Annotated in this window: 16 protein-coding genes, 1 tRNA gene and 2 pseudogenes; 11 read left to right on the top strand and 8 right to left on the bottom strand. The window is 62.2% G+C overall.

Annotation, left to right across the window (positions count from 1 at the left end; all coding sequences use genetic code 11):
* Window positions 1-55: 55 nt before the first annotated feature.
* The 3 genes and pseudogenes from WS92_RS14455 to WS92_RS37180 all read right to left on the bottom strand — a co-directional run.
* The gene (locus tag WS92_RS14455) at window positions 56-1,402 is read right to left on the bottom strand and encodes a 3-phosphoshikimate 1-carboxyvinyltransferase (protein WP_043282023.1); all 1,347 of its coding nucleotides are present in this window, start codon (window positions 1,400-1,402) and stop codon (window positions 56-58) included.
* Between the two features lie 151 nt (window positions 1,403-1,553).
* Window positions 1,554-2,303, bottom strand: a complete 750-nt coding sequence (locus WS92_RS14460) for a hypothetical protein (RefSeq protein ID WP_006024676.1) — start codon at window positions 2,301-2,303, stop codon at window positions 1,554-1,556.
* Between the two features lie 594 nt (window positions 2,304-2,897).
* Window positions 2,898-2,999: pseudogene (locus WS92_RS37180) on the bottom strand (integrase core domain-containing protein); the annotation flags it as partial.
* Between the two features lie 372 nt (window positions 3,000-3,371).
* On the opposite strand from WS92_RS37180, the pseudogene WS92_RS36590 reads away from it, so the two are divergent.
* Window positions 3,372-3,780: pseudogene (locus tag WS92_RS36590) on the top strand (IS3 family transposase); the annotation flags it as partial.
* Window positions 3,781-4,186: 406 nt separating this feature from the next.
* Here the strand turns inward: WS92_RS36590 and WS92_RS32190 are convergent.
* On the bottom strand, window positions 4,187-5,176 hold the full coding sequence (locus WS92_RS32190; RefSeq protein ID WP_082743646.1) for a DNA-methyltransferase: 990 nt from the start codon (window positions 5,174-5,176) through the stop codon (window positions 4,187-4,189).
* Between the two features lie 103 nt (window positions 5,177-5,279).
* Between WS92_RS32190 and WS92_RS35820 the strand changes: the two genes are divergently transcribed.
* Together WS92_RS35820 and WS92_RS32195 are read left to right on the top strand one after the other, a co-directional pair.
* Window positions 5,280-5,492, top strand: coding sequence for a helix-turn-helix domain-containing protein (locus tag WS92_RS35820; protein ID WP_061083862.1), 213 nt, complete (start codon window positions 5,280-5,282; stop codon window positions 5,490-5,492).
* Complete coding sequence (locus WS92_RS32195) at window positions 5,485-6,072, top strand: restriction endonuclease (RefSeq protein ID WP_171845222.1); 588 nt, start codon at window positions 5,485-5,487, stop codon at window positions 6,070-6,072. Before WS92_RS35820 ends, WS92_RS32195 begins: the two co-directional genes overlap by 8 nt.
* 502 nt (window positions 6,073-6,574) lie before the next feature.
* Here WS92_RS32195 and WS92_RS14470 read toward each other — a convergent pair.
* The 4 genes from WS92_RS14470 to WS92_RS14485 form a co-directional block, all read right to left on the bottom strand.
* Window positions 6,575-6,651 (bottom strand) — tRNA-Met (locus WS92_RS14470).
* 166 nt (window positions 6,652-6,817) lie between these two features.
* Entirely contained in the window at window positions 6,818-8,476 is a 1,659-nt protein-coding gene (locus WS92_RS14475) for an MFS transporter (protein ID WP_015600611.1), read from the bottom strand.
* 221 nt (window positions 8,477-8,697) lie between these two features.
* Window positions 8,698-10,257, bottom strand: coding sequence for a sensor histidine kinase N-terminal domain-containing protein (locus WS92_RS14480; RefSeq protein WP_059931248.1), 1,560 nt, complete (start codon window positions 10,255-10,257; stop codon window positions 8,698-8,700).
* 23 nt (window positions 10,258-10,280) lie between these two features.
* A complete protein-coding gene (locus WS92_RS14485) occupies window positions 10,281-11,018 on the bottom strand; it encodes a response regulator transcription factor (RefSeq protein ID WP_015601581.1) in 738 nt (245 codons plus the stop codon).
* Between the two features lie 205 nt (window positions 11,019-11,223).
* Here WS92_RS14485 and recA point away from each other — a divergent pair, with 205 nt between their 5' ends.
* The 8 genes from recA (at window position 11,224) to WS92_RS14525 (ending at window position 19,920) form a co-directional block, all read left to right on the top strand.
* Complete coding sequence (gene recA / locus WS92_RS14490) at window positions 11,224-12,294, top strand: recombinase RecA (protein WP_015600328.1); 1,071 nt, start codon at window positions 11,224-11,226, stop codon at window positions 12,292-12,294.
* Window positions 12,294-13,166, top strand: a complete 873-nt coding sequence (gene recX / locus WS92_RS14495; protein ID WP_059931250.1) for a recombination regulator RecX — start codon at window positions 12,294-12,296, stop codon at window positions 13,164-13,166. Before recA ends, recX begins: the two co-directional genes overlap by 1 nt.
* A gap of 266 nt (window positions 13,167-13,432) precedes the next feature.
* The gene (locus WS92_RS14500; RefSeq protein ID WP_059931252.1) at window positions 13,433-14,044 is read left to right on the top strand and encodes a DUF2889 domain-containing protein; all 612 of its coding nucleotides are present in this window, start codon (window positions 13,433-13,435) and stop codon (window positions 14,042-14,044) included.
* Window positions 14,045-14,108: 64 nt separating this feature from the next.
* On the top strand, window positions 14,109-15,290 hold the full coding sequence (gene sucC, locus WS92_RS14505; RefSeq protein WP_258006876.1) for an ADP-forming succinate--CoA ligase subunit beta: 1,182 nt from the start codon (window positions 14,109-14,111) through the stop codon (window positions 15,288-15,290).
* A gap of 146 nt (window positions 15,291-15,436) precedes the next feature.
* The gene (sucD, locus tag WS92_RS14510) at window positions 15,437-16,318 is read left to right on the top strand and encodes a succinate--CoA ligase subunit alpha (protein WP_009911351.1); all 882 of its coding nucleotides are present in this window, start codon (window positions 15,437-15,439) and stop codon (window positions 16,316-16,318) included.
* Between the two features lie 162 nt (window positions 16,319-16,480).
* Window positions 16,481-17,194 (top strand): TerC family protein, encoded by a 714-nt coding sequence (locus WS92_RS14515; protein WP_059931254.1) that lies wholly within the window; start codon window positions 16,481-16,483, stop codon window positions 17,192-17,194.
* Between the two features lie 237 nt (window positions 17,195-17,431).
* Window positions 17,432-17,950 (top strand): type IV pilus assembly protein PilA, encoded by a 519-nt coding sequence (pilA, locus tag WS92_RS14520; protein ID WP_061083893.1) that lies wholly within the window; start codon window positions 17,432-17,434, stop codon window positions 17,948-17,950.
* Between the two features lie 182 nt (window positions 17,951-18,132).
* Entirely contained in the window at window positions 18,133-19,920 is a 1,788-nt protein-coding gene (locus WS92_RS14525) for a PglL family O-oligosaccharyltransferase (RefSeq protein ID WP_059931259.1), read from the top strand.
* Window positions 19,921-19,936 lie beyond the last annotated feature (16 nt).

Here is a 19,936-nt window from a genome sequence, read left to right on the forward strand (position 1 = left end):
GAGGTGGTGGGGAGGAAGTATGACGACGCGTGAGGCGCCGTCCAACAACGTCGATTCAGTCGTCCGCGGCGGCGACGTAGTAGTGGGCCGCAGCGAGACTTTCCACGCCGAGCTTGCGGAATTGGTCGATGAAATCCGGAAACGAGCACGACACGTCGGCATATCCGTCGAGGCTGCAAGCGTTGTCGAAGCGCAAGGCGGCGACGAAAAGCGACATGAAGTTCCGGTGGTCGCCGTTGCTGCTGAGCGAAACGCCGCCCGCGTAGCGATCCCTGCCGCGCGTGACGAAGCCGTCCGTGTGGCCGTCAGGGTGACGAATGATCTCGATATCCGCTCCCAGTTTGCGAACTTCTCCCACCATCGATTCGATGCGCGACGATTTATGAAAGCGAGTGACCGAGCCGCCCCGCACGGTCAGTTTCCCCTTGACGAAGAGACTCAGTGCGACGAGCGTCGGAATGATGTTAGGTCCGCTGCTGACGTCGAATTCGAAATTCCCCTCAAGATCGGCATTCGAGCTGTCCACGTCGAGCATGTGGCCTGACGCATAGCGCAGACGGACGCCGAGCGCCTCGACGATGTCGACGAAGAGTCTTTCTCCTTGCAATGTCTTTTCCTGAATGCCGGCGATCCGATAGACGCCCGGAAAGAGCGCGCAGGCCATCAGAAGGTAGGATAGCGAAGTGAAGTCGGCGTTGATATGCGTGTCGAAGGCCCGGTATCCGCCCGGTGATACGCGGTATGCGGTGTAGTCCGGGCTGGCTTGCACGTCGATTCCGGCGAGTCTCATGAAATCGAGCGTCTGGTCGATATACGACTGGGACAGGACGGGCGGCGTGATCCGGATGTCGACGCCGCGCTGCCCGAGCGGGGTGGTCATCAGCAACGCGGTGACGAACTGTGAGCTGATGTCGCCCGCCAGCGTGCAATGTGAGCCGTCGAGCGCCTTGCCCCAGTTGATCACGGGTGCTTTGCCGTCGTCGCCGAGATAGGTGAAGTTTGCGCCGAGCGCGTGAAGGGCGTCGAACAGCGGCTTCATCACACGCCGGCGCAGCGTTGCATCACCGGTGAGAATCGTCGGAATGCCGCGCATGCTGCTTAACGCCATCATCGTTCGAAACACGAGGCCGGAGCCTTTTGCGTCGATGACGTGAACGTCGGTGCTGAAGCGGCCACCGATGCCCGTGATCGTCAGCGTATCGGGGGTTTCGTCGATCGTTGCGCCGAGCTTGCGGCACGCGGCCTTCATCGTTTCCGTTTCGATGCAGCGCAGGTCGTTGTGCACGACCGAGGTGCCGTGGGCGAGACTGGCGGCGACGATTGCGCGCTGGGTCTCCGGTTTCGAGGCGGGAACCCTCATATCCCGCCCCAACGTCTTAATCGGTTCGACACGTAAGTACATACTTCCTCCAATTGATCTGAATTTCACGGATCTTGTAACGAGGAATCGGTTCTGGAAACGCGTACGCGATCCGCCTGCCGGCGCACCGGCAGGCGGAAGGGACGATGCCGACGAACCGGCATCCGGGGCGCGCACTGCCGCCCGGTCGCGGTCAGGCCGCGGACTTCTGCGGCGCCAGCACGGTGTCTTCGTAGATTTCGCGGAAGAACATCGCAAGAATCTCCTGAACGTCATCGATGTACTTGAATACGGCCTCGTAATCGTCTTCGCTGAGGATGAGCTGGTTGAGGATCTTCCACATCTCCATCGAATGATCGTCTCGCGTGTCGACGACGAGATGTGCCTCTTGCCCCTTGATCAGATCGTGACCGAGCGTCGACTGAAGATTCCTCACGATGTCCGGTTGCAGCTTGGCTTGCGTGTATTCGACGAGGTAGTTCGATACCACGGGCGCCATCGGGTGTTCGTGCTCGAGGGTGTAGTAGAAAAAGCCTTCGAAGAGCTTGGTCGACAGATACGGCTCGGTGTTCAGGATTTCCTCGATCGATACGCCGGCTGCCTCGCAATCGCGGATGTAGAGCCTGTCGTGCAGCATTTCGTCGGCTTGATAGTGCGCATAGTCCTGGGCGGCCGACGGCGAAATCTGCGCGATCTTGTAGATGGCCTTGGCTTGGCTCGCGCGCGACAGGCGAATGCGCCACACATGTTCGATCAACGTGCGGCGATAGTAATTCATGTTGATATTCTTGTCTTTCATGTGTGACGCATAGGGAATCGACTGACGCCATTCCTCCATTTTTTTGTCGAGATATCGGTCGATTTTTGTCTTGCGTTCCAGTCCTTCCGATTCGGAGAAGAAAGGTGCGGGATGCATGATGCCGGAATTGCGGACTCGGTTCATTGGATGCCTCCGGTAACGATCGCGAGAAATGAAGCTCGGTGAAATGGACGGGCGGTCGGCGACCGCGCTATTGCGGGAACAACTCGAATGGAGATACCTCGCTCGTAGACGTGTGATCGGTTGGCGTCTCTGGAATCTGCCGGGGAAACCTTGTTTTTAGTGCTTGCTGAATTTGGGTAAGGGCGGGAATCGCCTGATCACGGCGAGTTTGCGCTATCGCTCTTATCTGGTAATAACAGCGAAACCATGAAGGCCATAATATTCATCTAATCGATGGAGTGAAGATATCCGAAGGTATATGGCGTCATGAAATCGAGGAACGCCAATGGATATGGTCAGTAATTTTTTTGGCGGCTATTTGATGGAGAGTGGGATTAAGGCGGAAAATTCCGATCCATTCACTCGTTCTGCACCAGAATGGAGCCTATTTATTGCGATACAGCCAGGCTGATATGCAATATGAGTCGGTGCCGACTGTCCTCACGTCGTTCTGCAGGGATCGGCTATACGGTGTGGTCGCTTCCCGAGGATCGGATGGCCGGGGAGCGTGTCATCGTCGATGGTGGATTTGTCCCCGTACCTCCGGACGCGGCCTTACACTTGAGTCGATGATTCGGTCCTGCGTCGGAACTCGCGTGGCGAGCGATATTTCAATGCGCTATGAGGATGCTGTTCGTTGTAATGCTCGAAGGCAATGGGGCTGGCCCCCGTTCTCCCGGATGCATCAGCTAAGCTGTTGTAATTCGAAGAGGACAAAATGAGCAGAACAAGAAGACACTTCACTGATGAATTTGAGCTAAGCGCGCAGCGGCGCGGCTGTGTAACGAGCTCGGTGCGACCGTCACGCGGAATTGCACGTGACCTGGGCGTCGGCGACAACCCGTTGCGCCGCTGGGTCGGGCTGATGCGAGATGGCGCGATGGGAATGGACGCTAGCAAGCCGTTACGCACGGAAGCGCTCTCGGCAGTCCAGCGCCTACAGCGCGAACTGAAACGAGTCCCGATGGAGCGCGACATTCTAAAAATGCGCTCGGCTACTTCGCGACGGGCCCGGAGTGAAGTGCGCGTCGGATGGTTGCAGACGCCTTGCTGATGGCGCACTGGCGACGCGGCCGGCCAGTTGGGCTGATACACCATGACAACCGGTTGAATCCGCCCAGTACACCAGCGAAGACTTCCAAACGCTACTCAGGCAGGAGGGCATTACCTGTGGCATGAGCCGTCGAGGCGATTGTTGGGACACTCGGTCAACGCTGCAATGGAAAGCCTCTTTAGCACCCTGAAGACAGATTGCGTGAACCGAAGCGTCTATCGCGCCCGCGACGAGACACCGGCCAATGTGTTTGACTACATCGAATGCTTCTATAACCCGCACCGTCGACATTCAACGCTGAACTTCCTTGGCCCGGTTCAGTTCGAGCTGTGTATTACGGGGGCTAGTGAATCCGTCCGGGAAAACGGGGGAAGGCCAGCTTGACGAGACTTGCTAGTAGCGCGCTTTGGGTGCTATCGAGAAAGCGGTTCGCTTAGGTCGTATGGACCCCAGTTCTCGGCATGAATTGAGGTGACTTTGAGATGGCGGAGGGGTGTTTCAGCTACTTTTGCGGAGTAAAGAAAAAGGGCTTAGCTAGCACTAAGCCCTTCCAGAATTTGGTGGCGAATCAGGAGTTAGCCCTCACTGCCTCAAAAAACAAGTTGTAAATCAGTGCCTTACTGAGTTCATCTCGTATGGTGGAATGAAAAAGAGGTGCACCATCAGGTACACCTGACACCAATTTATCGTACCGTAGCACGTAGTGCGATGCTGACAGGCAGACTTCTTGAAGAGCCTGCACGGCGATTGAGTGCATAGATAATAAAAAAGCCCCTGAAGGAGCTTTCTCTCATATTAACCAAGGTTGGTGTTCGGTAGTATGAAGATTTCTTGGTTTTCCTGCCATTAGATCTTCATAGGCCGCTTTTATTTTATCTAGTGGCTCGTCTTGCATAAATCGGAATACAGAAGCGGACAGGTATTCTGGTATTTCTTCAAAAGCCAACCAGCGGCGTTCTTCCTGTTCGCATACGAATCCCGTTGTATTCGAGCCAGCAAAAATATCTACGACCAAGTCGTTCGGTTCCGTCAAATAACGAATAAAGAATTCGGGTAGCTTGGCTGGAAATCTTGCTGGGTGAGCTTGAATTCCAATTTCCTTGCAGAGTTTCAAATATTTTGAACTTGCTTCTGAATTGGGAATTTGAAGCAAGTTGGAGGGTATCGCCCCACCGTTGTCTTTGCCAAAGCCAGAGCCAATATCGTGACCTGACGGTCTCTTGGCAGGGGAGTAGTAAGCCTCCGGGTCTTTAATCAGCTTCTTCATCCGTTCTGAATATTCAGTCAGAACCTTAGAAACGTCAGCCTTGGGCCATTCCGTCTTGGAGAACCACCAGACGGTGTTTACAGAATCCTTTGCGCGAATTTTTCGCTTATTTACCCATTCAATGGGTGAGGGTAGCTTGCTTGGATTGAACCAGAAAAATTCTTCTGCAAGGTGAAAGCCAATTTCATCGCAGAATTTAATCAAAGCGCGGTAATTGTAAAGACTACGAACAGGAACACCCTTGCGATATGCTCCGCCAAGGTCAACCACAAATGAACCGTCAGGAGTCAGCTTCTGGAAAACGAGCTTTGCAAACTGAGCCAACCAATCGACATAGTCGACCTCGTCTTTGTTCCCATACTCTTTTTTTCGTTGCAGCGCGAACGGGGGAGAGGTCAGCACCAGATTGACCGAGTTGTCTGGTAGCTGTGCCAGCATGTCCAGCGAATCAGCAAGGTAGGCCTGTCCCAGCGAAGTGGTGTACAAGGGGGGCTGTTTGAGGGTTGTGAACATCAGTGGCTGAGAGGGGAAACATGAGCAAGGAGAAACTTATAGTCTGTAGACTCAAAGTTGTCAAGTGCTGACACTCGGTGCTTTCCAACATGCACCAATAAGCATGTCAGCCAGACTCATTTTTGCCAAACGAATGAAAGAGGTCAGGATTTCTCAGGGGATTTCCCAGGAAAAGCTGGCCGAGCTCTGCAATCTTCACCGCACCTATGTCAGCTCGGTGGAGCGAGGAGAGCGAAACATCACGGTCGATAACATGGAACGGCTGGCAGTGGCTCTTGGTGTTGATATCAGAGAGCTACTGACGCCAAATGAATAGTCCCGTAGAAGAAGCTGATAAACAGAAATTCGACAGACTTTTCCCATATATTCGGGAATACCAAGCCCTGGCGTCAAAATACAAGATAAACGACATTTTTCAGGACAACGGAGGAAAGTATCTCCAGTTGCTAATGATTCTTGGGCTTAGCACTGACGGGGCTCGGGAAGGGAATGACGCCGTTGATAAAGATGGAAATGAGTATGAAATTAAAACTGTGAATTTGGATTTGCAACACCAATTCACGACCCACCACCACTTGAATCCTGCTATTATTGAAAAGTATCGCAAAGTGGATTGGTATTTTGCGGCATTCAAGAATATTGAGCTGCAGGTTATTTATCGTTTGAAGCCCAAGCACTTGGAGTTCTATTATTCAAGTTGGGAAAAGAAGTGGCATGATAGGGGAGGGAAAGATATTAATAATCCAAAGATTCCCCTTACTTATGTCATGAGGCATGGTGAGGTGATTTGGCTTCCAGAAGGTTCGGCGGGTTTTGTTCGCCCAAAATTGGTGAAAGATCCCAATAGACCTGTAAAAACGAGGAAGAAAAATGCCATCATCTTGAGTGGGCTGTGAAGAACAAAAAAGCACCTCGAGGGTGCTTTTTTATCGAGTGCTCAGTAAGAATGGTCCGCAGAAACCTTCCGTACTTTGCGTATCAGTAGGAAGCACGGCAATGCGCATACGGTAAAAAATATCAAGAAGAATTTTCCTGGCGCAGTATCGATTGACAAATGCAAGAAGAACATACACAGAATAGCTGCACCTGCCCACCCATATGCCAGCCCAAGGCTCTGGCGGAAGGTTTGGCCGTCGTCCTGAGTAATTCCAACAATGAGTGGGCGGGAAAACCAGCTAATTATCCACAATTTGCATACCCCCTTCTCGTTTGAACTGATCTTGGTCCAAAGGCTGACCCGACAATCTACACCGTTCCGCTGTAGCCGAAGATAGAAGGTAGCGTGTCGTGACTGCGTGAGGTTTGGCAGGTTCATCGTTGGTGGTCAGGTACACCAACAGGCAAACCAGTAAGACAAAGCCCTCTGCAACCTGCTGATTGCAAAGGGCTTTCGAGATTTGGTGGCGAATCAGGGACTCGAACCCCGGACCTGCGGATTATGATTCCGTCGCTCTAACCGACTGAGCTAATTCGCCAACAGAAAGCGAATTATGGAGGTCGGCCCAGGGCGTGTCAAGCCCTTTTTGTCGACCTCCTCAAAAAAGTGGAGGGTGTCGCGGCGAGGGCGGGCGCGCTTCGTCATCGTCCGGCCGCGTCCCGCCACTTCACGACGGCACTACCCGCGCCCCGGCCCGCCCTTCCTCAATCCTGCGCGTAAATATTCGAATCCTTGGTTTCCTTCACGAACAGCAGCCCGATCACGAACGTGACGAGCGCGACGCCGATCGGATACCAGAGCCCCGAATAGATGTCGCCATTCGCCGCGACGATCGCGAACGCGGTCGCCGGCAGGAAGCCGCCAAACCAGCCGTTGCCGATGTGATATGGCAGCGACATCGACGTATAGCGGATTCGCGTCGGGAACATCTCGACCAGCATCGCCGCGATCGGCCCGTACACCATCGTCACGTAGATCACGAGAATCGCGAGGATCACCGTCGTCATCGGCCAGTTGAGCTGCGCCGGATCGGCCTTCGCCGGATAGCCCGCCGCCTTCAGCGTCGACGCGAGCGTCTTGTCGAACGCCTTCGCCTTGTCCTTCGCGTCGGCGGCCTTGCCGTCGTACGTGTCGATCGCCGAGTCGCCGATCTTGATCTTCGCGAGCGTGCCAGGCGGCGCGGTGACGTTTTCGTAGTTGAGGCCCGCCTTCGCGAGCGCGCTCTTCGCGATGTCGCACGACGACGTGAACTTCGCGGTGCCCACCGGGTTGAACTGGAACGAGCATTCGCCCGGATTCGCGATCACCGTGATCGGCGCTTTCTGCGTCGCCGCCTCCAGCGCCGGATTCGCGAAGTGCGTAAGCGCCTTGAAGAGCGGGAAGTAGGTGAGCGCGGCGATCAGGCAGCCGGCGAGGATGATCGGCTTGCGACCGATCCTGTCCGACAGCGAGCCGAAGAACACGAAGAACGGCGTGCCGATCAGGAGCGCGAGCGCAATCAGGATGTTCGCGCTCGCGCCGTCGACCTTCAGCGTCTGCGTGAGGAAGAAGAGCGCGTAGAACTGACCCGTGTACCAGACGACCGCCTGGCCGGCCGTCAGCCCGACGAGCGCGAGAATCACGATCTTCAGGTTCTTCCACTGGCCGAACGCTTCCTTGATCGGCGCCTTCGACGTCTTGCCTTCGGCCTTGATCCGCAGGAACACCGGCGATTCGTTCAACTGCAGCCGGATCCACACGGACACGGCGAGCAGCAGGATCGACGCGACGAACGGCACGCGCCAACCCCAGGTGCCGAACGCTTCCTCGCCGATCGCGGTGCGCACGCCGAGGATCACGAGGAGCGACAGGAAGAGGCCGAGCGTCGCGGTCGTCTGGATCCACGCCGTGTAGAAGCCGCGGCGATGCCCGGGCGCGTGCTCGGCGACGTAGGTCGCCGCGCCGCCGTACTCGCCGCCGAGCGCGAGGCCTTGCAGCAGCCGCATCGCGATGAAGATCACGGGCGCGGCGATGCCGATCGACGTGTAGCCCGGCAGGAAGCCGACGACGAAGGTCGAGATCCCCATGATCACGATCGTGATGAGGAACGTGTGCTTGCGGCCGACGAGATCGCCGAGGCGGCCGAACACGATCGCGCCGAACGGCCGGACCGCGAAGCCCGCCGCGAAGCCGAGCAGCGTGAAGATGAACGCCGCGGTCGGATTGACGCCGGAAAAGAAGCTCTTGCTGATGTAGGCCGCGAGCGAGCCGGCCAGGTAGAAGTCGTACCACTCGAACACGGTGCCGAGCGACGATGCGAAGATCACGCGCTTTTCGTCGCCCGTCATCGGCGCGTGCGCAATTTGTCCGCCAACCGTTGCCATGAATGTCTCCAATTTTGATATAGGGTCGCGCGTCCTCTCGGGAGGGCGGCTCCGAGTCGATTATTGGAGGGCAAACTTACGGCGCACTGACTCGCCGCGTCAAAATCGCGCGCCGGCAATTTGCGCATTACATCTTGGTTTGTCTTTCATCTTCTTTTAACTTGCTGTCAAATTTCGATACTGTGCCTCTGGCGAGAGGCGGGCGGCGGCTTCGCTTAGGGTTATTCCGGGGCCTCGCGCCGTAAGCCGACGCTCACGCGCACGAGCGTGCCCGCGAGGCGCGGCGACGTCTGATACACGTTGTCGCCGATCGTCAGCGTGCCGCCGTGCTGCGCGACGATCTCGCGGACGATCGCAAGGCCGAGCCCGCTGCCGTCGCCTTCGCGGCCGAGTATCCGGTAGAAGCGCTCGACGACGCGTTCGCGCTCGCTTGCCGGAATGCCGGGGCCCGTATCCTCGACTTCGAGATGCACGACGCGCGCCGCGCGATCGGCGCGCACGCGCACGGTGATGCGGCCGCCCGCCGGCGTGTAGCGGATCGCGTTGTCGATCAGGTTGCCGAGCATCTCGCGCAGCATCACCGGATGCCCGTCGATGCGAAGCGGCTCCGAGTCGGCGTCCGGGCCTTCGTAGCCGAGGTCCATCTGCTTCGCGAGCGCGGCCTGCACCCAGTCGCGCACGGCCTGTCGCGCGAGCGTCGCGATCTCGACGGGCTCGAACGTGAGCCCCGTCGCGCGGTTTTCCGCGCGCGCGAGCGCGAGCAGTTGCGTGACGAGCCGCGCCGCCTGCTCGGAGCTCGTCGCGATCTGCTCGAGCGAGCGCGCGACGTCGTTCGGCACCTCGTGGCGCAGCGCGAATTCGGCCTGCGTGCGCAGGCCCGCGAGCGGCGTCTTCATCTGGTGCGCGGCATCGGCGATGAAGCGCTTTTGCAGCGTGATGTTCTGCTCGAGGCGCGCGAGCAGATCGTTGAACGACGTGACGAGCGGCTCGATCTCGGGCGGCGCGCGCCGCGCCTCGACGGGCGACAGGTCGTCCGGGCGCCGGCCGCGGATGTGCGCCTGCAGCGCGGTGAGCGGCGCGAGCCCGCGCGACAGCCCGAACCAGACGAGCAGGATCGCGAGCGGCAGGATCACGAATTGCGGCAGGATCACGCCCTTGATGATGTCGTTCGCAAGCGCGTTGCGCTTGTCGAGCGTTTCGCCGATCTGCACGAGCACGGGCTGCGAGCCCGTCGCGCCCGGCAGCGCGACGGTCGTGTACGCGACGCGCACGTCGTTGCCGCGCAGCAGATCGTCGCGGAACACGACGACGCCGGGCGGCGGCCGGTCGTCGTCGCGCGGCAGCGGCAGGTCGGCTTCGCCCGCGACGAGCTCGCCGCGCGTGCCGAGCACCTGGAAGTAGAGGCTGTCGACGTTGTCGGCGCGCAGGAAGTCGAGCGTCGCCTGCGGCAGCCTCAGCTCGGCGACGCCGTTGACCGGCGTGATCTGCCGCGCGAGTACGTATGCGTCGGTCTCGAGCGCGCGATCGAACGGGCCGTTCGCGATCGTTTTCGCGACGAGATAGGTGACGGCGATGCTCATCGGCCACAGCAGGAGGAGCGGCGCGAGCATCCAGTCGAGAATCTCGCCGAATAGCGAGCGGGGGCGGGGGCCTTCGGCGGCGTCGGTTTCGTCCGGCGGCGCGAACGGGTTCTCGTAACGCGCGTCGCGCGCGGCGTCCGTATCGGGCTCCGCGGCGGCCGCGCGTCGCGCGGCGTGGACGGAACGGACTGGCGTGGCCATCGGCCGCTCGCTCGTCGACGGCGCTAGCGCAGCGGCTGGCTCGCGGCGGTTTCGGCCGGTTGCGGCGCGGCGGCGTTCGGCGCGTCGCTCGCGGGCGCGGCTTTCTCGAGGCAGTAGCCGAGGCCGCGCACGGTCGTGATCCGCACGCCGCTCGGCTCGATCTTCTTGCGCAGCCGGTGGACGTAGACCTCGATCGCGTTGTTGCTGACTTCCTCGCCCCATTCGCACAGATGGTCGACGAGCTGCTCCTTCGACACGAGCCGGCCGATGCGCTGCAGCAGCACTTCGAGCAGCCCGAGCTCGCGCGCGGACAGGTCGAGCACGCGGCCGTTCGCATATGCGATCCGGCCGACCTGGTCGAACGACAGCGAGCCGTGCCGCACGACGGTCGGCCCGCCGCCCGCGCCGCGCCGCGTCAGCGCGCGCACGCGCGCTTCGAGCTCGTTGAGCGCGAACGGCTTCGCCATGTAGTCGTCGGCGCCGAGGTCGAGCCCCTTCACGCGCTCGTCGACGCTGTCGGCGGCCGTCAGGATCAGCACGGGCAGGTTCGAATTGCGCGCGCGCAGGCGGCGCAGCACGTCGAGGCCGGACATCCTGGGCAGGCCGAGATCGAGGATCAGCAGGTCGAAAGTCTGCATCGACAAGGCCGTGTCGGCCTCGACGCCGTTCCTCACGTGGTCGACGGCATAGCCCGATTGGCGGAGCGACCGGGTGAGGCCGTCCGCGAGTATGCTGTCGTCTTCGGCGATGAGAATTCGCATGATGCGCAACCGATTGCCGCTCCGCGGCAATGACGCTGCGCGCGGCTGTCTCCGAAATATGCGGCGATGCCTGCCTGCAACGCGGGCTTGCATAAACCACTGTTTTTTTATACAGTGTCTGCATTCGCGCACCTAACGGCTTGCTGGCCGTGTCGAAGCCGGTGCGTCCGTATCAGACGCTGCTCATCATAGCAAAGGACGATTCATGGAAGAAAGCAAGAAAGGCTCCGGGCTGACTGCAGAGAAGAGCAAGGCGCTTGCTGCCGCGCTCGCGCAGATCGAGAAGCAGTTCGGCAAAGGGTCGATCATGCGGCTCGGCGACGGCGAGGCAGTCGAGGATATCCAGGTGGTGTCCACGGGCTCGCTCGGTCTCGATATCGCGCTCGGCGTCGGCGGCCTGCCGCGCGGCCGTGTGGTCGAAATCTACGGGCCGGAATCGTCCGGCAAGACGACGCTCACGCTGCAGGTGGTCGCCGAGATGCAGAAGCTGGGCGGCACCGCGGCGTTCATCGACGCGGAGCACGCACTCGACGTCCAGTATGCGTCGAAGCTCGGCGTGAACGTGCCGGAGCTGCTGATCTCGCAGCCGGACACGGGCGAGCAGGCGCTCGAAATCGTCGACGCGCTGGTCCGCTCGGGCTCGATCGACATGATCGTCATCGACTCGGTCGCGGCGCTCGTGCCGAAGGCCGAAATCGAAGGCGAGATGGGCGACGCGCTGCCCGGCCTGCAGGCCCGCCTGATGTCCCAGGCGCTGCGCAAGCTGACGGGCTCGATCAAGCGCACGAACTGCCTCGTGATCTTCATCAACCAGATCCGGATGAAGATCGGCGTGATGTTCGGCAACCCGGAAACCACGACGGGCGGCAACGCGCTCAAGTTCTATTCGTCGGTGCGTCTCGATATCCGCCGGATCGGCTCGATCAAGAAGAACGACGAGGTGATAGGCAACGAAACGCGCGTGAAGGTCGTCAAGAACAAGGTGTCGCCGCCGTTCCGCGAAGCGATCTTCGACATCCTGTACGGCGAAGGCATCTCGCGCCAGGGCGAGATCATCGATCTCGGCGTCCAGGCGAAGATCGTCGACAAGGCGGGCGCGTGGTACAGCTATAACGGCGAGAAGATCGGCCAGGGCAAGGACAACGCGCGCGAATTCCTGCGCGAGAATCCGGAAATCGCGCGCGATATCGAGAATCGCATTCGCGAGTCGCTCGGTGTCGCCGCGATGCCGCAGGGCGCCGATTCCGCAGCCGAGATCATGGACGAAGAGGAGTAATGCGCAAGAACCGGCAGGGCGCGGATTCGCAGCAGACAGCGCGCGGTGCGCGGGCGGTGTCCGCCGGCGAGCCTCACGCCGAATGCGAAACGCGCACGACGGTTTCGGGCGAAGGGCGGCCGTCTGGCCGCCCGGCAGCGAGGGCATCCGGCGATGCCCTCGTTTCGTTTCGGCGATCGGTTGCGTCCGAATCGGATGAGCCGTTCGATCCATATGAATCGTTCGATGCGCACGATGACGCGCGGCAGCGTGCGCCGGTGGGTGTTTCGTCCGCCGCGGCGCGGGGGGCGGTTGCCGGCGACGTCTATACGCGCACGAGCCAGGCCGGGCCCCGGCCGCGGCGGCGCGCATCGCCTTTCCATTCCGATTCGTCCACATCGGATGTGGATGATGCGGAACGCTCGTCGGCATCGCAACGTCCGGCACGCACGCTGAAAGGGCGTGCGGTCGCCTATCTGTCGCGCCGCGAATACAGTCGCGCGGAGCTCGCGCGCAAGCTCGCGCCGTATGCCGACGAAAGCGACGATATCGAATCGCTGCTCGACGCGCTCGAGCGGGAAAACTGGCTGTCCGATTCGCGGTTCGCCGAAAGTCTCGTGCATCGGCGCGCGTCGCGCGTCGGTTCGGCGCGCATCGTCAGCGAACTGAAGCGCCACGCGGTGGGCGACGCGCTCGTCGAGTCCGTTGGCTCGCGGCTGCGCGAGAGCGAGTTCGAGCGCGCGCAGGCGGTCTGGCGCAAGAAGTTCGGCACGGCGCCGCAAACGCCGGCGGAACGCGCGAAGCAGGCGCGTTTTCTCGCGATGCGCGGTTTTTCGAGTGCGACGATCGCGAAGCTGCTGAAAGGCGATGTCGACGAATTCGGTGGCGATTGAGCGGGGCGAGCCCACTTCGCCGGCTCGTTTTCGCTGATTCGTTTTTGCGGGCTCTCGCGGGCTCTCGTCGCCGGCCTGACATCGAGCCGGTGTGGGAATTTCGCAAGAATGTCCTGCAACGGCCGGGCGAGCGGCCACGATGCCTTGCCGATTGCAGGCCCCGTCCAATCCCCCCAAAACCCTCGAAACCCCGCACGGGGCCAGACCGGGCCGGTGTGGACGATATGCTAGAATCGCCGAGTTTCCTCTTCGGCTTCACTTTCCGCATGCCGCTACCCGAGCCCGTCCCCCGACAGTTGCGCCATCGCCGCGCAATTCGAGCGGAAGCCTACGAGCGCGCCGACGGCTTGTGGGACATCGAAGCCTGCCTGACCGATCACAAGCCTCGCGACGTGACGCTTGCGTCGAGCGTCAGGCCGAACGGCCTGCCGATCCACGAACTCTGGCTGCGCGTGACGATCGATCGGGAGCTGAATATCGTCGACGCCGACACGTCGTCGGACTGGGTGCCCTATCCCGGTCAATGCGAAGCAGCCAAACCCGCCTACCGCGTCCTCATCGGACTCAATCTCTTCCGCCATTTCCGTCGCGACGTGTCCCGGCTGCTGTCCGGCGTCGCCGGCTGCTCGCATCTGACCGAGCTGTGCGCGGTGTTGCCGACGGCCGCGATTCAGGCGTTCGCGGGCGACGTATGGAACGTGCACGAGCTGTCGGGCGATGGCGCGACCGGGCGCGACCGCGCGGCCGACGAGCCGCCGTTCCAGCTCGGCCGCTGTCACGCGCTGCGGTTCGACGGGGAGGCGGTTCGGCAGTTCTATCCGCGCTGGTACGGCGCGAGCGGCTCCGCGCGCGAGGGCTCGGACAGTGCGAAGGAATGAGGGCGAGCGCTTGAATCGTCAGAAGAAGCGATCGTCAATCGACTTTTTTTAGCCAACTCACAGACTGAAGGAATCACGCATGAAGATTCACGAGTACCAGGGTAAGGAAATCCTGCGGAAATTCGGAGTCGCGGTCCCGCGCGGCAAGCCGGCGTTCTCGGTGGACGAGGCCGTCAAGGTGGCGGAAGAGCTGGGCGGCCCGGTCTGGGTCGTCAAGGCCCAGATTCATGCGGGCGGTCGCGGCAAGGGCGGCGGCGTGAAGGTCGCGAAGTCGCTCGAGCAAGTGCGCGAGTACGCGGACCAGATCCTCGGCATGCAACTGAAGACGCACCAGACGGGTCCGGAAGGCCAGAAGGTCAACCGTCTGCTGATCGAGGAAGGCGCGGACATCAGGAAGGAACTGTATGTCGGCATCGTGATCGATCGCGTGTCGCAGAAGGTCGTCGTGATGGCGTCGAGCGAAGGCGGCATGGACATCGAGGAAGTTGCGGAAAAGACGCCGGAAGCGATCCACAAGGTCGCCGTCGAGCCGTCGCTGGGGCTGCAGGACGCCGAAGCCGACGATCTCGCGAAGAAGATCGGCGTGCCGGATGCATCGATCCCGCAAGCGCGCGAAATCCTGAAGGGCCTGTACAAGTCGTTCTGGGAAACGGACGCGTCGCTCGCCGAAATCAACCCGCTCGTGCTGACGGGCGACGGCAAGGTGATCGCGCTCGACGCGAAGTTCAACTTCGATTCGAACGCGCTGTTCCGTCATCCGGAAATCGTCGCGTACCGCGATCTCGACGAAGAAGATCCGGCTGAAATCGAAGCGTCGAAGTTCGACCTCGCGTATATCTCGCTCGACGGCAACATCGGCTGCCTCGTGAACGGCGCGGGCCTCGCGATGGCGACGATGGACACGATCAAGCTGTTCGGCGGCGAGCCGGCGAACTTCCTCGACGTCGGCGGCGGCGCGACGACCGAGAAAGTCACCGAAGCGTTCAAGCTGATGCTGAAGAACCCGGGCCTGAAGGCGATCCTCGTGAACATCTTCGGCGGCATCATGCGCTGCGACGTGATCGCGGAAGGCGTGATCGCGGGCTCGAAGGCCGTGAACCTGAACGTGCCGCTCGTCGTGCGCATGAAGGGCACGAACGAAGACCTCGGCAAGAAGATGCTTGCGGAATCCGGCCTGCCGATCATCTCGGCGGACAGCATGGAAGAAGCCGCGCAGAAGGTCGTCGCGGCTGCTGCGGGCAAGTAACGAGCGCCCGCGACCTGGCGCTGCGCGCCAGGCCCCCGAAGCGGGGCGGGAGGACTCGGGGCAGCCCCGCGTTTTTCCGAGCGCAACATTGAACACGCATGGCGGCGCGGCTTTTCTCGCGACGCCGATCGAACAGAGGTCATTACATGTCGATTCTGATCAACAAAGACACGAAGGTCATCACGCAGGGCATCACCGGCAAGACCGGCCAGTTCCACACGCGCGCCTGCCGTGAGTACGCAAACGGCCGCGAAGCGTTCGTCGCGGGCGTGAACCCGAAGCGCGCCGGCGAAGATTTCGAAGGCATTCCGATCTACGCGAGCGTCAAGGAAGCGAAGGCGGAAACCGGCGCGACCGTGTCGGTCATCTACGTGCCGCCCGCGGGCGCCGCCGCGGCGATCTGGGAAGCGGTCGAGGCCGATCTCGATCTCGCGATCTGCATCACGGAAGGCATTCCCGTGCGCGACATGATCGAAGTGAAGGACCGCATGCGCCGCGAAGGCCGCAAGACGCTGCTGCTCGGGCCGAACTGCCCGGGCACGATCACGCCGGACGAGCTGAAGATCGGCATCATGCCGGGCCACATCCACCGCAAGGGCCGCATCGGCGTCGTGTCGCGCTCGGGCACGCTGACGTACGAAGCGGTCGCGCAACTGACGGCGCTTGGCCTTGGCCAATCGTCGGCGGTCGGCATCGGCGGCGACCCGATCAACGGTCTGAAGCACATCGACGTGATGAAGATGTTCAACGACGATCCGGATACGGACGCAGTCGTGATGATCGGCGAGATCGGCGGTCCGGACGAAGCCACGGCGGCTCAGTGGATCAAGGACAACATGAAGAAGCCTGTCGTCGGCTTCATCGCGGGCGTCACGGCGCCTCCGGGCAAGCGCATGGGCCACGCCGGCGCGCTGATCTCGGGCGGTGCGGACACGGCCGAAGCGAAGCTGGAAATCATGGACGCGTGCGGCATCAAGGTCACGCGCAATCCGTCGGAAATGGGCCGCCTGCTGAAGGCGGCGCTGTAAGCATCGCGCTGCAACGTCGGTTTCATCGCCACGAAAAACGCCGGTTCCGCCGGCGTTTTTTGTTATGCTCGCGCAAGCGTTTCGTCAGGCTCGCGCCGGGCGGTCCGGCTCGGGCGAACGCATGCCGACGCCCGCCGGTCTCACCCCCTTTGCTTCGCTCTCATGCTCGAATTCTTTGCCTCGCTCCATTGGGGCGCCGTTCTCCAGATCGTCATCATCGATATCCTGCTCGGCGGAGACAACGCGGTCGTGATCGCGCTCGCCTGCCGCAATCTGCCCGCGCAGCAGCGCGTGCGCGGCGTGCTGTGGGGGACGGCCGGCGCGATCGCGCTGCGCGTCGTGCTGATCGCGTTCGCGGTGCTGCTGCTCGACGTGCCGCTTCTCAAGTTTGCGGGCGGCGTGCTGCTGCTGTGGATCGGCGTGCGGCTGATGGCGCCCGCCGAGGACGCGCACGACAACGTCAAGCCCGCCGACAAGCTGTGGGATGCAGTGAAGACGATCGTGATCGCCGACGCGGTGATGAGCCTCGACAACGTGATCGCGATCGCGGGCGCGGCCGAACAGGCGGACCCAGGCCATCGGATCGCGCTCGTGATCTTCGGCCTGCTCGTCAGCATTCCGATCATCGTCTGGGGCAGCACGCTCGTCCTCAAGCTGCTCGACCGCTTACCGATCTTCATCACGTTCGGCGCGGCGCTGCTCGGCTGGATCGCAGGCGGGCTGATGGTCAACGATCCGGCGGGCGACCGCTGGCCGCTCCTCGACACGCCCGCCGCGATCTATGGCGCGAGCGCCGCGGGCGCGCTCTTCGTCGTGATCGCCGGCTATGCGCTGAAGAAGCGGCGCGCGGTATCGAGCGCGACGAATTCCCACTGACGGACGCGAACGCGCGGCGTCGGCCGTTCGGCCGACTGCCCGCGTTGCCGTCCGCTGGCTACGATCAACACGCCTGCCTGATCCGGCAGGCGTGTTTCGTTTTCGGAGCCTGTCATGAGCGAAGTTCTTTCCGTTTTACCGCCGGTTGCGCCGCTTTCGCCGCTTTCGCCGCTCGTGTGGCGGCAAAAGGGCGTGACGAGCGGTCTGCGCCGCGCGCGGCGAGCGTCGATGCGCGCGATGCGCGGCCGCGGCTTCACGCTGATCGAATTGATGATCGTGCTCGCGATCGTGGGCGTCGTCGCCGCGTACGCGATCCCCGCGTATCAGGATTACCTCGCGCGCAGCCGGGTCGGCGAGGGGCTCGCGCTCGCCGCATCCGCGCGGCTCGCTGTCGCCGAGAATGCGGCGAGCGGCAATGGATTCTCGGGCGGCTATGTGTCGCCGCCCGCCACGCGCAACGTCGAATCGATCCGGATCGACGACGACTCCGGACAGATCGTCGTCGCCTTCACGACGCGCGTCGCGGCGGCGGGCGCGAATACGCTCGTGCTCGTGCCGTCGTCGCCGGATCAGCCGGACGTGCCGACGGCGCGTGTCGCGTTGTCGAAGGGCGTCGTTCAGGCGGGGGCGATCACGTGGGAGTGCTTTGCGGACGGCAAGGCGTCGTCGTCGCTGCCCGCGCCGGGCGCCGGACCGATGCCGACCGACGCGCCGACGCTGGCCGGCAAGCTCGCGCCGCCCGATTGCCGCGCGTGAAGGGGCGGCGGCGCAGTGGCGCGATTGCCGGGCACGGGCCTTGCGCGAACTGGCGGCCGTCCGGCGACGGCCGCGCACCGCGATGGTGCGTCGCATGATGTCCGTGCGTGTCGGGCGTCCGCGCCCGCACAGCGGGAGGTTTTTTTTGTATAGTGCGCCGGTTGCTGATACCCGGTTCGCTCATGCCTTCTTCTTTTCTGCGTTCTTTATCGCTGATCGCGCTCGCCGTCGCCCTGATCCTGCCGTATGCGGTCACGAACCACACGTACCCGATTCCGACCTTCTATTCCGAGTTTGCCGCGTTCGCCTTGTATTGGGTGCTCGGCGCGAGCGTCGTGCTGCTCGTGAAAGCCGAGCGCGCCGAGCAGTCGTTCGCCGCGCCGATGGCGCTCGTCGCGCCGCTCGGATTCGGCGCGGTATTGCTTGCGCAGATCGCGCTGCTGCCGCTGCGCCAGCCTTCGATGAACTGGCTCGCGATGGGCTACCTGCTGGGCGCGCTCGGCGCGATGCAGGCCGGTTATGCGCTCGCGCGCGCGAACATGGTCGACATGGCCGCGCGGATGATCGCGGGGGCGACGATCGTCGGCGGCATCGTCGCAGTCGCCTGCCAGTTCGTGCAACTGTTCCATCTGGAGACGGCGTTCTCGCCGTTCGTCGTGTCGTACGGCGTGACCGTCGACCGCCGTCCGTACGGCAACATGGCGCAGGCCAATCACCTCGCGACCTATATCGCGTTCGCGCTCGCGGGCGCGCTCTATCTCGTGCAGACGCGGCGGATGCCGGCGCTTGCGTGGGCGGCGCTGTCGGCGCTCCTGTCCGCCGGGCTTGCGCTCACCGTGTCGCGCGGGCCGTGGCTGCAGGTCGGCGTGATGGTCGTCGCCGGCTTCTGGATGGCGTTCACGCAGGCGCGGCGCGATCCGGCCGCGAGCCGCGCGCGCGCATGGGCGATTCCCGTCGTGCTGGGCGCGCTGTTCGTCGCGGTCAACGTCGCGGTGCGCTGGGCGAATGTCCACTACCATCTCGGTCTCGCGGAATCCGCCGCCGATCGCATGCGCGACGCCGGCCAGATCGCGCCGCGCCTCGCGCTCTGGAAGTACGGCCTCACGATGTTCCGCGAGCATCCGCTGCTCGGCGTCGGCTGGGGCGAATTCCCGATTCACCAGTTCGAGCTCGTGCGCAGGCTGGGCGGCGTCGAGATCGCGAACAACTCGCACGACATCTTCATCGATCTTCTTGCGAAATCCGGCCTGCTCGGCCTCGGCGTGCTGCTCGTCGCGCTCGTTGCGTGGTTCGTGCGCGCGCTGCGCGTGCCGCATACCGAGAGCCGCGTATTTGGCTTCGCGCTCGTCGGCATTGTGCTGATGCACGCGCTCGTCGAGTATCCGCAGCAGTACACGTTTTTCCTGCTGCCCGTGATGTTCGTGATCGGTCTGCTCGAGACGAAGCCGCTGCGCGTGTTGCGGGGCCGTGCGGCGTTCGCGCTGTTCGCGGTGCTGTCGGTGGCGGGGCTCGCGTCGCTGTACCCGGTGCTGCGCGACTACCAGCGCGCCGAAGTGCTGTATTACGGCACGAATCCGGCCGAGCAGTACCGCGAGCAGCCGTCGTTCCTGTTCGGTGCTTGGGGCGATTACGGTGCGGCGACGCTGCTCGCGATCTCGCGCGACAATTTGCAGGCGAAGCTGGCCGCGCACGAACGCGCGATCGCGCTGCTGCCGGGCGAGACGGTGCTGCGCCGCTATGCGGTGTTGCAGGCGCTCGACGGCCGCGAGGCCGACGCGCTCGATACGGTCGAGCGATTGCGCGTGTTCGCGGAAGAACTGCACGACTGGCCGGTGCAGCTCGCCGCGCTGTACAAGCTGCTCGACGACCAGCCGTCGCTGAAACCCTTCAAGGCGGCGCTCGTCGTGAAGTACGGAACGCCTGCCTCGAACCTGTCGGTCGACGACGAGGAGGACGACAGCGACGATTGATCGCCGGCCGGCTCGA

Origin of the sequence: Burkholderia sp. MSMB1588 (genome assembly GCF_001546925.1) — a bacterium.
Classification (GTDB): domain Bacteria; phylum Pseudomonadota; class Gammaproteobacteria; order Burkholderiales; family Burkholderiaceae; genus Burkholderia; species Burkholderia humptydooensis.